The 14337-nt window shown below is 62.8% G+C and carries 14 protein-coding genes; 8 read left to right on the plus strand and 6 right to left on the minus strand.

All coding sequences use genetic code 11. The annotated features are described in order from the left end of the window. Positions 1-31: 31 nt before the first annotated feature. Genes MF268_RS23390 through MF268_RS23405 form a run of 4 tightly spaced genes read right to left on the minus strand, consistent with a single transcriptional unit; the run spans position 32 to position 3511 of the window. Entirely contained in the window at positions 32-814 is a 783-nt protein-coding gene (locus MF268_RS23390) for an inositol monophosphatase family protein (protein WP_238373140.1), read from the minus strand. Positions 815-816: 2 nt separating this feature from the next. After that, positions 817-1443 (minus strand): D-sedoheptulose-7-phosphate isomerase, encoded by a 627-nt coding sequence (locus MF268_RS23395; RefSeq protein WP_238373141.1) that lies wholly within the window; start codon positions 1441-1443, stop codon positions 817-819. A 15-nt stretch (positions 1444-1458) separates the two neighbouring features. Next, positions 1459-2463 (minus strand): hypothetical protein, encoded by a 1005-nt coding sequence (locus MF268_RS23400; RefSeq protein ID WP_238373142.1) that lies wholly within the window; start codon positions 2461-2463, stop codon positions 1459-1461. Between the two features lie 10 nt (positions 2464-2473). Continuing rightward, entirely contained in the window at positions 2474-3511 is a 1038-nt protein-coding gene (locus MF268_RS23405; RefSeq protein ID WP_238373143.1) for a Gfo/Idh/MocA family protein, read from the minus strand. 268 nt (positions 3512-3779) lie between these two features. Between MF268_RS23405 and MF268_RS23410 the strand changes: the two genes are divergently transcribed. Genes MF268_RS23410 through fcl form a run of 3 tightly spaced genes read left to right on the plus strand, consistent with a single transcriptional unit; the run spans position 3780 to position 6680 of the window. Further along, positions 3780-4535, plus strand: a complete 756-nt coding sequence (locus MF268_RS23410) for a hypothetical protein (RefSeq protein WP_238373144.1) — start codon at positions 3780-3782, stop codon at positions 4533-4535. 44 nt (positions 4536-4579) lie between these two features. Continuing rightward, on the plus strand, positions 4580-5701 hold the full coding sequence (gene gmd / locus MF268_RS23415; RefSeq protein ID WP_238373145.1) for a GDP-mannose 4,6-dehydratase: 1122 nt from the start codon (positions 4580-4582) through the stop codon (positions 5699-5701). 4 nt (positions 5702-5705) lie between these two features. Further along, positions 5706-6680: a GDP-L-fucose synthase gene (gene fcl / locus MF268_RS23420; RefSeq protein ID WP_238373146.1), complete on the plus strand. Its 975-nt coding sequence runs from the start codon at positions 5706-5708 to the stop codon at positions 6678-6680. Between the two features lie 28 nt (positions 6681-6708). Here fcl and MF268_RS23425 read toward each other — a convergent pair whose 3' ends face one another. Continuing rightward, positions 6709-7506 carry a terminase small subunit gene (locus tag MF268_RS23425; protein ID WP_238373147.1) on the minus strand — a complete coding sequence of 266 codons (798 nt, stop codon included), beginning with the start codon at positions 7504-7506 and terminating at the stop codon, positions 6709-6711. Between the two features lie 500 nt (positions 7507-8006). Here MF268_RS23425 and MF268_RS23430 point away from each other — a divergent pair, with 500 nt between their 5' ends. After that, a complete protein-coding gene (locus MF268_RS23430) occupies positions 8007-9428 on the plus strand; it encodes a mannose-1-phosphate guanylyltransferase/mannose-6-phosphate isomerase (RefSeq protein ID WP_238373148.1) in 1422 nt (473 codons plus the stop codon). A 164-nt stretch (positions 9429-9592) separates the two neighbouring features. Here MF268_RS23430 and MF268_RS23435 read toward each other — a convergent pair whose 3' ends face one another. Beyond that, the gene (locus tag MF268_RS23435; protein WP_238373149.1) at positions 9593-10249 is read right to left on the minus strand and encodes a TetR/AcrR family transcriptional regulator; all 657 of its coding nucleotides are present in this window, start codon (positions 10247-10249) and stop codon (positions 9593-9595) included. Positions 10250-10327: 78 nt separating this feature from the next. On the opposite strand from MF268_RS23435, the gene MF268_RS23440 reads away from it, so the two are divergent. From MF268_RS23440 to MF268_RS23455, 4 genes are read left to right on the plus strand one after another with little or no spacing between them, the layout of a single operon-like run. Continuing rightward, the gene (locus tag MF268_RS23440; RefSeq protein ID WP_238373150.1) at positions 10328-11689 is read left to right on the plus strand and encodes a flavin-containing monooxygenase; all 1362 of its coding nucleotides are present in this window, start codon (positions 10328-10330) and stop codon (positions 11687-11689) included. Further along, positions 11686-12588, plus strand: a complete 903-nt coding sequence (locus MF268_RS23445) for a bile acid:sodium symporter family protein (protein WP_238373151.1) — start codon at positions 11686-11688, stop codon at positions 12586-12588. The genes MF268_RS23440 and MF268_RS23445 overlap by 4 nt, the downstream gene beginning before the upstream one ends. After that, positions 12585-13526: an SDR family oxidoreductase gene (locus MF268_RS23450; RefSeq protein WP_238373152.1), complete on the plus strand. Its 942-nt coding sequence runs from the start codon at positions 12585-12587 to the stop codon at positions 13524-13526. Before MF268_RS23445 ends, MF268_RS23450 begins: the two co-directional genes overlap by 4 nt. After that, complete coding sequence (locus tag MF268_RS23455; protein ID WP_238373153.1) at positions 13523-14305, plus strand: SDR family NAD(P)-dependent oxidoreductase; 783 nt, start codon at positions 13523-13525, stop codon at positions 14303-14305. The genes MF268_RS23450 and MF268_RS23455 overlap by 4 nt, the downstream gene beginning before the upstream one ends. Positions 14306-14337: the final 32 nt, after the last annotated feature.

Raw genomic sequence — 14337 nt, forward strand, 5'->3', positions numbered from 1 at the left:
GGTCCTTTCTAGGCCCTGCTACGATCATGCCTTACGGCGCGATCGAGCGGGAGAATTCTGTGGCGTAAGTGTCGAATAGCGCGGCGGGCGCACAGAGTGAGTGCTGATCGGCGCCAATTTCGGGGGCATCCGTGCCATAATGGCCATATGTCAGCCCGGCTTCGCGGGCAATCAGCGCCCCGGCCAGATCGTCCCAGCCCTTGGCCTCGCGGCTGGCGACAAGGCTGACGTGGCCCGCCGCCGCGTGGCAGAGATGCAGGGCCTGGCTGCCGAGGTTGCGCAGTTTGAAATCGCCCATGAACCGCACCAGCGTATCGGGGCTTTGCGCGGCGAGATCGCTCAGCAGGCCCGAACTCAGCACCGCCAGCCGGGCCGCATGGGGGCGCGGCACCAGCGGGGCGCCGTTCAGAAAGGCGCCGCCCCCGGCGATGGCGGAGTAGCTGTCGCCCTGGGCGATGTCATGGACCGCGGCGAGCACCGGTTTACCCGCCTCTAACAGGACCACGGCGATGGCATAACAGGGCAGGCCGGCCACGAAATTCACCGTCCCGTCCAGCGGATCGACCAGCCAGACCGGGCGATCAGTTGTGCCCAGACTGGCAAAGCCTTCCTCGCCCACCACGTCCGATCCGGGCAGCAGCGCCGCCAGTTCGGTTTCCAGACGCGCCTGTACCGCCAGATCGATCGTGGTGACGAAATCGAGCCCGCTTTCGCCTTTGGCCTCGACGTCGAAAGACTCTGAAAACACCTCGGCGGCGATCCGCTCCAGCAGGGCAACAAGCCCGCGATGAAGAGTGTCGCTTGCGGCTGGCAAGATCAGAACTTCCGGTCGCCCAGAAGCCCGTGATCCATGTGGCTGAGACGCAGATACTGGGTGATGATATGGATAAAGCTCATGTGGATGTCTTCGATCACACCATAGTTATGGGCGTCCACATGGGCGTTCACATCGGCCAGCTCGCGCGACCGGCCGCCGGTGAAGCCGGTAAAGGAGACCGAGCGCATTCCCTTTTCCTTTGCCACTTCGAGGGCGCGCACCACATTGGGCGAATTGCCCGAAGAGCTCACCGTCCAGACCAGATCGCCGGGGCGGCCCATCGAGGCGAGCTGATAGGCGAAGACCTCGTCGTAAGAGATGTCATTGGCCAGCGCCGAGTTCATCTCGGTATGGGCAGCCAGCGACATCACCCGCGGCATCAATTCCGTATCGGTGCGCACGCATTTCAGGAAATCGCAGAGCGAGTGGTTGGCGATCCCGGCCGAGCCGCCATTGCCGCAGATATAGATGAAATTGTCCGAGGCGATGGTTTCGCGCACCATTTCGGCGATCCGGTCCAATGCGCTCATGTCGCAGCCCTTGGCGGCGGCGGTCAGCTGCTCGAAATAGGCGGATGCAAAATCGCCGCAGCTGTCGAAAGGGGTGACCGGGAAAAGAGAAGCCATTGGAATGCCTGTCCGTTAGGTTTTGAGAACAAAGCGCATGACGCCAGAGCGAAGGCTGCGCTGAAGAAGAATTTGCAGGTCCCGCAACCGGTCCTTGTCGGCCTCGCGGAAGAAACCGGACCAGAACGGCACGTCGGCGTTTTCGATCTCGGTGAAATAGCGCTGCAGAATGACCGCATCGAGCCGCCCGGGAGTCGAGATTTCAAGTGGTTCATAGCCCAGTTCACGGGCCAGAGTCTCAAAGCCTTTAACCGAAAAGATGTTGAGCCGGTCGAGCGGCACGAAGCTGGGAGAGTCAGCGCCCAGAATTTCATATTCCAGCCCGTCGGCGCAGGAGGTGGCAACAAAGACCAGCGTGCCGCGCGGCGCATTGGCGCGGATCACCCGCAACAGCCCGGCCGGATCGGCGACACGGTCCATTTCCGTGTTCAGCAGCACGGCCTCGGGCGGGTTGGCCTGCAATTGGTCGCGCAGATCGGCAAAATTGCCAGCCGCAGCCTTGGCGTCCAGCGGCATGAAACGCCAGTCGCGGTTCTTGCCCAGCCGCTCGACGGCCCCGGGCCAGGCCGGGCTTTCGGAACAAAAGCGGTAATCGAGCACATGGGGCAGCAGCCCCCCGGCGCTGGTGGCGGTGCGCGCCTCGGTCAGCCGGATCCAGTTCAGGATCGAGACGAATTCGAATTCGCGCCGGGAACCGGCGGCGGCGCTCGTTTCGGTATTGCCGGCTTCAGCCAGCAATCGGGTGCGCAGCGCCTCGAGCCGGGCCTGATCGGGCACCCGGGCGGCATAGATCGTATTGCAGTGGCTGCAGCGGTGAAAGGGCACCATCGCCTGGCTGAAATTGCCGCTTTGCGAACGGTCCTGACCGCAGCCGGGGCAGGCGCGTTCCTGCCAGTTCGCGGTCTCGTCCAAAAGCAGATCGGCCAGCGCCCGCGCCCGGGTCAGCCGGTAGAGTTCGGATTTGCGATTGGAGATCGACGACACATCGGGCAGGTCGTCGATGAAAACCGGTGTATACATAATCGCCCCCTCAGACGGCTTTGACAGAGCGGGCGGCCAGCCCCGAAGACCAGTCCGCATCGGCGGCATAGATCTGCTCGACCAGCGACATCACGTCGAGCGCCTGTTGCGAGGTGCCGCAGCGGATCGGGGTGCCCTTGGTCACCGCGGCGTGGAATTCGGCGATTTCCTTGTCCCAGGAGCGATCCTCGGTGAACCGGATTTCCTGGGATTCCGGGTTGGGGATCGGGTTGCCATCCTTGTCGAGCCGGTTCAGCGCCACGTTCAGCACCTCGGTGCCGTAGGTGCCCGAGGCCGACAGGATCCCGTTGACCGAGATGAACCCGCCATGGGTATAGAGTTCCAGCGTGAAGCGGTGCTGCCACTGGGTGGCCGAGGAATGCAGCGACGCCACCACGCCCTTGGGGTTCTTCATCAGCGCAAAGGCATTGTCCTCGACCGGCACATCGGTCCAGAACTTGCGCTGCACAAAGGATTGCACATCGGTGAACCGGTCGGCGAACATCAAAAACAGGTCCAGCATGTGGATGCCCTGATCGATCAGGATACCGCCGCCCGATTGCTCGGGATCGTTGCGCCAGTTCTTGGCGTAATCCGCGCCGCCGGCTTTGCCATAGACGCCGCGCATGAAATAGAGATCGCCCATCGTGCCGCCTTCGATCAGTTGCAGCGCGCTTTCGATGGCGTCATGGAAACGATGGTTGAAGCCGAATTTCAAGACCAGCTCGGGATGGGTGGCTTCGGCCTCCTGCATCCGGCGCACATCGGCCGAATTGCGCCCCGGCGGCTTTTCCGAAAACACATGCTTGCCGCGTGACAGGGCTTCACACACCGTGTCCGGGATCATCATGTTCGGGACACAGCAAAAGATCACGTCCGGGTCGTAATCATAGACCTTTGCCGGGTCGGTCATCAGCGGGATGCCCGCATCGAAATCCGTATGGGTGTCACAGGCGGCGACCACCTCGAAACCGCCATGACGTTCCATGGCGCGATGCCGGATCTGACCCATCTTGCCATACCCGATGATTGCGGCCCTGAGGGACATGGCATTGTCTTTCCTGTTGCGCGGCACCTTTCCGAAGAGGGCCCCGTCGGTGATTTTCTTGCTCGTCTGCTGTGCCTTTGCTGCCGGGGATGCTGGCAGCGGACGGCGTAGCGCCGCCGTTATACACCTGCGTCGCTGCCACGCAAGTTGAGATCCCCCTTGGGTTGCCGGATTGCCATAAGCGCTCGTTGTGGCAGTAAAACCGGGCGTGGGAAAAAGCCGGAGAGCGGTTGTAATTACCCGGTACTTGCCCGACTAAAGACGCAACTTGGAGCAGGCGTCAGCGCAGGAAGAGACAGGGGTGAACGAGGTGAGCGGCATAATATCAGCACTTCAGGCAGCACGGGCAAAAGGTCAGGTTGCGGAGCTGCAAACAGAAGATCTGCCCGAGGCGCTTGAGACGGCCTACGAAATTGCCGCGTCCCAGCTGCAAGAGGTGGCGGCCTGGAAGATCGGGGGCGCCAACCCCTGGTCGCAAAAGGTGTTCGGCAATGCCGAGGTGTTCTTCGGGCCGCTCGCCCCCGGGGAGGTTTATGTCGATACGGCGGAGCTGTCGCTGAACGGTCTCTGCGCCCCCCTCGCCGAGCCCGAGATCATGCTTGAGATCGCGGATCCCGACGGCGATGGTTTCGCCCGCATGGGGCTGGGGTTCGAAATCCCGGCGAGCGTGCTGCCAGAGGCGGTCAAGACCCGGCTGGCCGGGCAGATCTGCGATCGTGCCGGGGCCGGGGCCTTGTGGATCGGGGCGGTCCGGGAGTTTGACGCCTCGGCGCTCGAGACCCCATTCACCTCGACATTCACCCATAATGGCGGCGCGCCCGTCACAGGGCGCAGCACGGATGTCAAAGGCGGCCCGCTGGGAGCCGCGCGGGAGTTCCTGATGCTTGCCCGACGCTATGGTCTGCCCGTTTTGCCGGGCCAGTGGATCGCGACGGGCGGGCTGAACCCCGCCGTTGCGGTAACGCCCGGCGATCAAGTTGGTTTTGCCGCCCTCGGAGATCAGGTATCGGTGACATTCACCTGAGGCTCCCCGCACGGGGGAACTTCCGCAATCGGAGCGACGCAGCCATGACCAAAAAGGCGCTTATCACCGGCATCACCGGGCAGGACGGATCCTACCTTGCCGAATTCCTGCTCGAAAAGGGCTACGAGGTGCACGGGATCAAGCGCCGGGCCTCGTCGTTCAACACCCAGCGGATCGATCATATCTACGAGGATCCGCATTCGAACCACGCCCAGCTCAAGCTGCATTACGGCGATCTGACCGATACTTCGAACCTGACCCGGATCCTCTCCGAAGTGTCCCCGGACGAGGTCTATAACCTTGGCGCGCAATCCCATGTGGCGGTCAGTTTCGAGGCGCCGGAATATACCGCCGACGTGGATGCCACCGGCACGCTGCGCCTGCTCGAGGCAATCCGTTTCCTCGGGCTGGATAAAAAGACCCGGTTCTACCAGGCCTCGACCTCCGAGCTTTACGGCAAGGTGCAGGAAATCCCGCAGACCGAGACCACGCCGTTCCACCCGCGCTCGCCTTACGCGGTGGCCAAGATGTATGCCTACTGGATCACGGTGAACTACCGCGAGGCCTATGACATGTATGCCTGCAACGGCATCCTGTTCAATCACGAGAGCCCGCGCCGCGGCGAGACATTCGTCACCCGCAAGATCACCCGCGGCCTTGCGAATATCGCGCAAGGGTTAGAGCCCTGTCTCTACATGGGCAATATCGACAGCTTGCGCGACTGGGGCCATGCAAAGGACTACGTGCGGATGCAGTGGATGATGCTGCAACAGGACCAGCCCGAGGATTTCGTCATCGCCACCGGTGTGCAATATTCGGTGCGCGCGTTCATCACCTGGACCGCTGCGGAACTGGGCATATCGCTCGACTTCTCCGGCGAGGGTGTGGACGAGGTCGCCACCGTCGCCGGGATCACAGGTGACATGGCCCCGGCGCTGAAAGTCGGCGATGTGGTGATGCGGATCGACCCGCGTTACTTCCGCCCTGCCGAGGTCGAGACCCTGCTGGGCGATCCGGCCAAGGCGAAAAAGCTGTTGGGCTGGACGCCCCGGATCACCGCGCAGGAAATGTGCGCCGAAATGGTCGCCGAAGACCTGAGGACGGCAAAACGCCATGCGCTGCTGAAAGAGCACGGGCTGGAGCTGCCGGTTTCACATGAAGGGTAAGACGATGAAAATCTATATCGCCGGACATCGCGGCATGGTGGGCGGGGCGATCCTGCGCCGGTTGCAGGCGCGTCAGGCCAGCGGGGAGGATATCGAGCTCCTGACCCGTACCAGTGCCGAGCTGGATCTGACCGATCAGAACGCGGTGCGCGAATTCATGATGACCGAGCAGCCCGACCAGGTGATCCTGGCGGCGGCCAAGGTGGGCGGGATCGTGGCCAACAACACCTACCCGGCCCAGTTCATCTATGAAAACCTGATGATGGAATGCAACGTGATCCATCAGGCCTTCGAGGCCGGGGTCACGCGGCTTTTGCAGCTCGGGTCCTCCTGCATCTATCCGCGCGACGCCGAGCAGCCGATGGCCGAGAGCGCCCTGCTGACCGGGCCGCTCGAGCCCACCAACGAACCCTATGCGATTGCCAAGATCGCCGGGATCAAGCTCTGCGAAAGCTATAACCGGCAATATGGCACCGATTACCGCTCGGTCATGCCGACGAACCTCTATGGCCCCGGCGACAATTTCCACCCCGAGAATTCCCATGTGCTGCCCGCGCTGATCCGCCGCTTTCATGCGGCCGCGCAGGACGGGACCGCGCAGGTCACGGTCTGGGGCTCGGGCAAACCGATGCGCGAATTCCTGCATGTGGACGACATGGCCGAGGCCTCGCTCTTCGTGATGGGGCTCGATGTCGGCACCTACCAGCGCGAGACCGAACTGATGCTCTCCCATATCAACGTCGGCTCGGGCGTGGATGTCACCATCCGCGAATTGGCTGAAACCGTGGCCCGGGTCACCGGGTTCAAGGGCGAGCTGGTGTTCGACGCGACCAAACCCGACGGCGCCCCGCGCAAGCTGATGGACGTCTCGCGCCTCGCCCGGCTGGGCTGGGAGGCGGGGATCTCCCTCGAGGACGGTATCCGAGAAACCTACGCCTGGTTCCTCAAGCAGGACGAAAAGACGCTGCGGGCGAAGTAGGGGCTGGCGCGTTTATTGCGCGATGCATCTAATGGCGAACGACCGGAACCGTAGTGGCATTCGCCATGATCCGTTCTGCCGTTTCCTGCAGGATTTCCCTTTCCCGGTCGGCGGGCTTTTTATGGTCGAACAGGCCTAAATGTCTGGCCAGATTCATCAAGGCTTTGTCCCGGCTGCGTATACGAAGCTTTTTCCCCTGTGGGGTTTCCTGAATACCGTCGAGTAAAAGCCGTGCCGCAGGGCTGAGCAGGCGCGTATCAGCTATTTCTACCTTCTCGACACCGTATCCTCCGCATTCGGGGCAATTGGGGTGCGGATCAAGGTTCGCGCGAAAGCCAAAGCCACCAGTTTTTGATGGAAGACGCGGGTCAACATGATTGCCAGCAAGAACCAGATCGCGGTTTTCCAGTGCTTTGTCATCAGGAAACAGCTCGCAGGCAACGCGCGTCAATTCGGCGTCATATTCACGTGCGCTGCGCCATTGGAACTGGTGATTGGTTCCATGACAATAGCGGCAGGCCCGGTGAACATGTTGAACCAGCTCAGTCACATCTGCCATCGCCAAGGCCGACCACTGCTTTACGATTTTTTGGGCATCGAGCATCGTTACGCTTTCGAGCTTCTTGCGTCCGGCGGTAAGGGCTCTGGCCACCTTGTCATGCTTTAACAAGCGAGGTCCCTGAACATTCGGATGTTTGTAGCCTATTTCCAAAGCAGCCCGGGTTGCGTTGGGCTTTTTGAGGTAGGTCAGCACGAATTGACGTTGCCGTGGATTGAGGCCGAACGCGCCAAGCCATTCTGTCGATGTTTCCTCAGCCTCGATCATGTTGTTGTCAGCCTCTCACATGTTGCGAAAAATCCCGCTTTCATCAATCGGTAGCGTAATAACGTGCAAGCGGCAACTTGTTGCAAAACGCAACATTTTTTCATTAATTCAGTATCTTATTGGAGTTTCAGAGGTGTTCTCTATCTCGGCAGGAGGCTCTGTGCACATAGAGCCTCCTGCTCTTGTCAGGGCTCCTCTTCCTCTGCTTTTTTATACGAGTGAAAGTTTCACAATCGTCTGAGGTTATGGAGCTTCCCGTAACACGGTGCTTCACAACTATTTTTCGAATACTAACATTTACCAACAATTTTGACGGCAACTCTCTCGTCCCGGCGGCAGAAAGCGCGTCATCTCCATCACGGCCCTTGCGCCTGTGACCCCGGAACACCGGGGGGCGTCAATCTCTGCCGGGCCCGGTCGGCGGGCTTGCAACTGTTGATCTTGCAGGTATTTCCGGGGAAGACATAGGCATCAGGGTTCCGAGGCAGGAGACAGACCAGATGATCACGCCCATTCTTCTCTGCGGTGGCTCGGGAACACGGCTCTGGCCGCTGTCGCGTAAATCCTACCCCAAGCAATTCGTACCGCTGGTGGGGGAAACCACCCTGTTCCAGGCCTCGGCCGAACGGCTCTCGGGTGCGGGCTTTGCCGCGCCGCTGGTGCTGACCAATGCCGATTTCCGCTTCATCGTGACCGAACAGCTGGCCGAGGCGGGGATCGATCCCGGCGCGATCCTGATCGAACCCGAGGGGCGCAATACCGCCCCCGCCGTGCTGGCCGCGGCGCTCTGGCTCGACAAGAGCGACCCCGACGGGTTGATGCTGGTCGCGCCTTCGGATCACGTGGTGCCCGATGCGGCGGCCTTCCGCGCGGCGGTCGAGGCCGGGGCCGAAGCGGCCCGGGCGGGGCAGCTCGTGACCTTCGGGATCAAGCCGACCCATGCGGAAACCGGCTATGGCTATCTGGAACTGGCCGAGGATCCGGGCGATTTCGCCGCCCGCCCGCTGAAGCTGAACCGTTTTGTCGAGAAACCCGATGCGGCGCGGGCCGAGGAAATGGTCGCCGAGGGCATCTATCTCTGGAACGCCGGAATCTTCCTGTTCTCGGTCAAGACCATCATCGAGGCTTTCCGCAACCATGCGCCCGAACTGATCGCCCCGGTGCAGGCGGCGGTGGATCATGGCAAGCACGACCTGGGTTTTCTGCGGCTCGACCCGGACAGCTGGGCCGGGGCCAATGATATCTCGATCGACTACGCGGTGATGGAACGGGCCGATAACCTCTCGGTCGTGCCCTTTGCCGCCGGCTGGTCCGACCTTGGCGGCTGGGACGCGGTCTGGCGCGAAACCGAGCAGGACGCGCGCGGCGTGGCGCTCTCCGGGGCCGCGACGGCGATCGACTGCGACAATTCCCTGCTGCGCTCGGAAGACGAGCGGCTCGAAGTCGTCGGCATCGGGCTGAAGAACATCATCACCGTGGCCATGCCCGACGCGGTGCTTGTCGCCGATGCCTCCCGCGCGCAGGACGTGAAGAAAGCCGTGGCCGCGCTGAAGGAAAAACAGGCCAAGCAGGCTGAAAGCTTTCCCAAGGATCACCGCCCGTGGGGCTGGTTCGAAAGCCTCGTGATCGGCAAACGGTTCCAGGTCAAACGCATCGTGGTCCACCCCGGCGCGGCGCTGAGCCTGCAAAGCCACCATCACCGCTCGGAACACTGGATCGTGGTCGAAGGCACCGCCAAGGTCACCATCGACGAAGAGGTGAAACTCGTCACCGAGAACCAGTCCGTCTATATTCCGCTGGGTGCCGTGCACCGCATGGAAAACCCCGGCAAGGTGCCGATGGTCCTGATCGAGGTCCAGACCGGCAGCTATCTCGGCGAAGACGATATCATCCGTTATGAAGATGTTTATGCGCGGAATTGAAGCGTTGAAGGGGGCGCTGCCCCCGCCGCCCTGACGGGCGACTCCCCCGGGATATTTTTAACCCAAAGAAGAGGATTGGGAGTTCCCTGCTTCTTTGGGTTCTTAAAATATCCCCGCCGGAGGCTCCTGACCTCGCCTCCCGAACAGTCGGTGAATATGGGGCGCTACAAAGAGAGCCGCGCCGCCACACCGGCGGCGCAGAAGGCGATCAGCCCGTCGATATCTCCGCCTTCCTGACCGTCGCTCAACGCGGCGATCCGCCAGCGCGAGGTCAAAAGCGCAAGCATCGCCGAGATGGCATAGATAAAGCATTCCGCCACCGCCGCCGTTTCCGCCTGCGGGTAAAGCTGCCCCAGCTCGGCGACGAACCGGCGCGCGGTCGGGTCGAAATATTCCTGCGCCAGCGCCTGCCAGCGCGGCTCGGACGAGACCAGCGCCACCAGCCGCGCATAGGCAAGCCATTGTGTTTCCCCGGCCTCGGCGCGGGCGACATAGGGGCCGATGAAAGCCCGCAGCAGGGCCGCCGTATCCGGCGCCGCGACGGCCCGGGCCTCGGCCAGCGCCTCAAGACGCGCGGCGCTCAGCTCACCGGCGCGCCGGGCCACGACCTCGGCAAAAAGCTCTTCCTTGGTGCCGCCGTGATGGCTAACCAGACCCACGGGCACAGCCGCCTCGGCGGCGATATCGCGCATCGTGGCCCCGTCGAATCCCCCCCGCGCAAACACCCGCTCCGCCGAATCCAGAATCCGCGCGCGGCTGGCCAGCGCCCGCTTGGACGGGGCCCTCTGGCGTTGTTTTCGCTGGGGTTCTTCGGTGTTCATAAAATCATCTTGCCTTAGTTTGTACGTTTGTTCAATATAGCGAGACGCATCCTTTCAGGGATGCCGAGGAGGAATATCATGCAGGACACGCGGGGCAAATTAGCCCTTATCGGTGCCGGCCCGATGGGGCTGGCCGCGGCCAAGGTGCTGCGGGAGCAGGGGATCGCCTTTCAGGGGTTCGAATTGCATTCGGATGTCGGCGGGTTGTGGGACATCACCGCGCCGCGCTCGACGATGTATGAAAGCGCGCATCTGATCTCGTCCAAGACGATGACCGAATTTACCGATTTCCCGATGCGCGACGAGGTCGCCGAATACCCCAGCCATCGCGAAATGGCGCGCTATTTCCGTGATTTCGCCGATCACTACGATCTGCGCCGCGACTATATCTTTGACGCCGAGGTGACCGCGACCACCCCGCTTGGCGATTCCGGTGAGGGCTGGCGGGTTGCCTGGCGCGACGCCGATGGCACGCATGAGACGGTTTTCGACGGGGTCCTGATCGCGAATGGCACGCTGTCCGAACCCAATATGCCCGCCTTTTCGGGCAACTTCTCGGGCGAGCTGATCCATTCCTCGCAATACCGCTCGGCCAAACAGTTCCGGGACAAGCGGGTGCTGGTGGTCGGGGCGGGCAATTCGGGCTGCGACATCGCGGTGGATGCGATCCATCACGGCCAGAGCTGCGATCTCTCGATGCGGCGGGGCTATTACTTTGTGCCGAAATACATATTCGGCAAGCCCGCCGACACGCTTGGCGGCGCGGTCCGGCTGCCGATGGCGCTGAAGCGGATCGTCGATGGCACCCTGCTGAGATGGTTCGTGGGCGATGCGCAGAAATACGGTTTCCCGAAACCGGATTACAAACTCTACGAAAGCCATCCGGTGGTGAATTCGCAGGTGCTGTTCCATGCCGGGCACGGCGATCTGACGGTCCGCCCCGATATCGCGCGGCTCTGCGGCAAGACGGTGCATTTCAAGGACGGCACCCATGCCGACTATGACATGATCCTCGCCGCCACCGGCTACAAGCTGCACTACCCCTTCATCGATCCTGCGCTGCTGAATTGGCAGGGCGATGCGCCGCATCTTTATCTCAACGCGATGCATCCCGAGCGCGACGATCTCTTTGTTCTGGGCATGGTCGAAGCCTCGGGACTGGGCTGGCAGGGGCGCCATGAGCAGGCCGAGATGGTGGCGCGCTATATCGCCGGGCTGCGGGCGGGCACGCCCGAGGCGCAGGCGCTTCGGTCTGAAAAGGCGGGCGGCTTTACACGGGCGACCGGGGGCACGGCCTATCTCAAGCTCGCGCGCATGGCCTATTACGTGGACAAGGCAACCTATCGGCGGGCCGTCACCGGCTGGATCAAGCGGCTGAAGAAAAGCGATCCGACAGCCAAAGAGCCTGTGCCCAAGGCCGCGCGCAAGGTTGCCTTATGACCGGCATCGACGCGGTCGTTCTGAATTTCAGCCCGGCCACGCTCCACCTTCTGAACGCGGTTCTGGCGATCGTGATGTTTTCCATCGCGATCGACCTGAAGCCTTCGGATTTCGCGGCGCTGCGGCTGAACCCGAAACCCCTGCTGGCGGGGCTGGGCGCGCAATTCGTAGTGCTGCCGGTGCTGACCTTCGCGCTGGTCTGGGCGCTAGAGCCGCAGCCCTCGATCGCGCTCGGGCTGATCCTTGTCGCGGCCTGCCCCGGGGGAAATATCTCGAATTTCATCACCCATCGCGCGGGCGGTAACACGGCACTTTCCGTGTCGATGACGGCGGTGGCGACCGTAGCGGCGGTCTTTCTGACACCGGTCAATATCGCCTTCTGGGGCGGGCTCTACCCTCCCACCCGGGAAATCCTGCGCGAAACCCATGTCGATCCGGTCATGGTGGCGGTGACCGTCGGGTTGATGCTTTTGCTGCCGCTGGTGGCGGGGGTGACGCTGAACCTGCGCCACCCCGGGATCACCCGGCGTATCCGTCGGCCGCTGCAATGGGTATCGATGGCGATTTTCGTCGCGTTCATCCTGCTCGCGCTGGCCGCGAACTGGGGCTATTTCCTAAGCTTCGCGGGCACCATTCTCGGGCTTGTCGTGCTGCATAACGCGCTGGCCTTCTCCGGCGGCTGGAGCGTGGCATGGCTTGCCCGGCTCTCGGCCTATGACCGGCGCGCCGTCACCATCGAGACGGGCATCCAGAATTCCGGGCTTGGGCTGGTGCTGATCTTTGCCTTTTTCGGCGGCTTGGGCGGCACCGCCATCGTCGCGGCCTTCTGGGGGATCTGGCACGCGATTTCAGGGGCGGCGATGGCCTATGTCATGTCACGAACGGAGGCTGCAAGATGAGCCGGATCCTGATTACAGGCGCAAGCGGCATGATCGGCCGGGCCCTGGTCGCCGACCTCGCCGCAGACGGCGCACATGAGGTCATCGCCACCGATCTGGCGCCCGCTGACGATCTGCCCGCCGGGGTCGCCTTTTATCGCCTCGACGTGACGGGAGAAGACCCGGCACGGGTTCTGGCCGAGACCCGCCCCGAGGTGGTCGTGCACTTGGCCTCGATCGTGACGCCCGCCCCCGGCATGGGGCGCGATCTGGCCTATCGCGTCGATGTGCTGGGCAGCCGCAATATCCTGCGCGCGGCACAGGACACCGGCGTGCGGCGGCTTGTCGTCACCTCCTCGGGCGCGGCCTATGGCTATCACGCGGACAATCCCATTCCCCTGCGCGAAAGCGACCCGCTGCGCGGCAATCCGGAGTTTCCCTATGCCGATCACAAGCGCCAGGTCGAGGAGATGATGGCAGAGGCCCGCCTCAGCCATCCGGCCCTCGAACAGGTGATCCTGCGCGTCGGCACGGTGCTGGGACGCGGGACAGACAACCAGATCACCGCGCTGTTCCGCAAAAAGCGCCTTCTGGCGGTTACGGGCAGCGACAGCCCCTTTGTCTTCATCTGGACCAGGGATCTGGCGCGCATCCTGATCCGGGCGGCCACCGACGGTCCGGCCGGGATCTATAACGTGGCGGGCGACGGCGCGCTGAGTATTCCCGATCTGGCGGCCCGTCTCGGCAGGCCGGTGTTGCGCCTGCCGGCATGGCTGTTGCAGGGCGCGCTGGCCGTAGCACATCCCCTGCAGCTGAGCCGCTACGGACCCGAGCAGGTGCGTTTCCTGCAATACCGCCCGGTGCTCGACAACAGCGCGCTCAAAAGCGATTTCGGCTATATCCCCGAGAAGACCAGCGCCGAGGTCTTCGAGTTCTGGCGCAGCGAAGCACAGTCATGAGCGGCGCAAGCGAAACCACCCCGGTCGCCGTGATCTCGGGCGGCGGCGGCGGGCTGGGCCAGGCGCTGGCAGCCGCGCTCCGCGCAAAGGGATGGGCGCTGCACCTGATCGACCGGCGTTTCGAGGGGATGGAAGAACAAGCGGATATGCAAATCCATCAATGCGACCTGACCGATCCCTCCGCGCGCGAGACCTGTTTCGCGCAGGTTCTGAAAAGCGCACCCCGGATTGATCTCGTCATCTACAATGCGGGTATTACCCAGATCGGACCGGTCGAGACACTGAGCGAAGCAACCCATCGTCACGTCTTCGAGGTGAATTACTTCGCCGCCTGCGCGATGGCGCAGGCCTTCCAGCCCGCGCTGCGGCAAAGCCGGGGCACGCATCTTGCGATTTCATCGGTCGCAGGCTTTGCGCCACTCTACCGCCGCGCGGCCTATGCAGGGTCAAAACACGCGATGGAAGGCTTCTTCAAATGCCTGCGCGCCGAGGAAGAACAATACGGTGTGTCGGTACAAATCGCGGCCCCCTCCTTCGTCGCCACCAACCCCGGTCGTGACGAAGCCACTGCCGACGGCATCGCGCGCCCGGGTTCGGCCACCGACGGGGTCGACTACATGTCACCCGACGCGGCCGCCGCCCAAATCATGCGTGGCCTGGGCCGCGGGCGCACGACGATTCCGGTCGGGCGGGTTGCGTGGCTGGCATGGAAGCTCAACCGCGCGGCCCCGGGACTGATGCACCGCATGATGATGCGCAGTATCGCGCGGTCGGACTGAGCCGGAGCTGCGGTGTCAAGAAGAGGGGGCGC

It is taken from the genome of Heliomarina baculiformis (assembly GCF_019966545.1).
Classification (GTDB): Bacteria; Pseudomonadota; Alphaproteobacteria; order Rhodobacterales; family Rhodobacteraceae; genus Heliomarina; species Heliomarina baculiformis.

Bases quoted from the DNA above. Each gene is read 5' to 3' on its own strand.
- MF268_RS23395 (WP_238373141.1), bottom strand. From the start codon at position 1,443: ATGGCTTCTCTTTTCCCGGTCACCCCTTTCGACAGCTGCGGCGATTTT.
- MF268_RS23440 (WP_238373150.1), top strand. From the start codon at position 10,328: ATGCAGGACACGCGGGGCAAATTAGCCCTTATCGGTGCCGGCCCGATG.
- MF268_RS23445 (WP_238373151.1), top strand. From the start codon at position 11,686: ATGACCGGCATCGACGCGGTCGTTCTGAATTTCAGCCCGGCCACGCTC.
- MF268_RS23400 (WP_238373142.1), bottom strand. From the start codon at position 2,463: ATGTATACACCGGTTTTCATCGACGACCTGCCCGATGTGTCGTCGATC.
- MF268_RS23425 (WP_238373147.1), bottom strand. From the start codon at position 7,506: ATGATCGAGGCTGAGGAAACATCGACAGAATGGCTTGGCGCGTTCGGC.
- gmd (WP_238373145.1), top strand. From the start codon at position 4,580: ATGACCAAAAAGGCGCTTATCACCGGCATCACCGGGCAGGACGGATCC.
- MF268_RS23405 (WP_238373143.1), bottom strand. From the start codon at position 3,511: ATGTCCCTCAGGGCCGCAATCATCGGGTATGGCAAGATGGGTCAGATC.
- MF268_RS23435 (WP_238373149.1), bottom strand. From the start codon at position 10,249: ATGAACACCGAAGAACCCCAGCGAAAACAACGCCAGAGGGCCCCGTCC.
- MF268_RS23450 (WP_238373152.1), top strand. From the start codon at position 12,585: ATGAGCCGGATCCTGATTACAGGCGCAAGCGGCATGATCGGCCGGGCC.
- MF268_RS23455 (WP_238373153.1), top strand. From the start codon at position 13,523: ATGAGCGGCGCAAGCGAAACCACCCCGGTCGCCGTGATCTCGGGCGGC.
- MF268_RS23430 (WP_238373148.1), top strand. From the start codon at position 8,007: ATGATCACGCCCATTCTTCTCTGCGGTGGCTCGGGAACACGGCTCTGG.
- fcl (WP_238373146.1), top strand. From the start codon at position 5,706: ATGAAAATCTATATCGCCGGACATCGCGGCATGGTGGGCGGGGCGATC.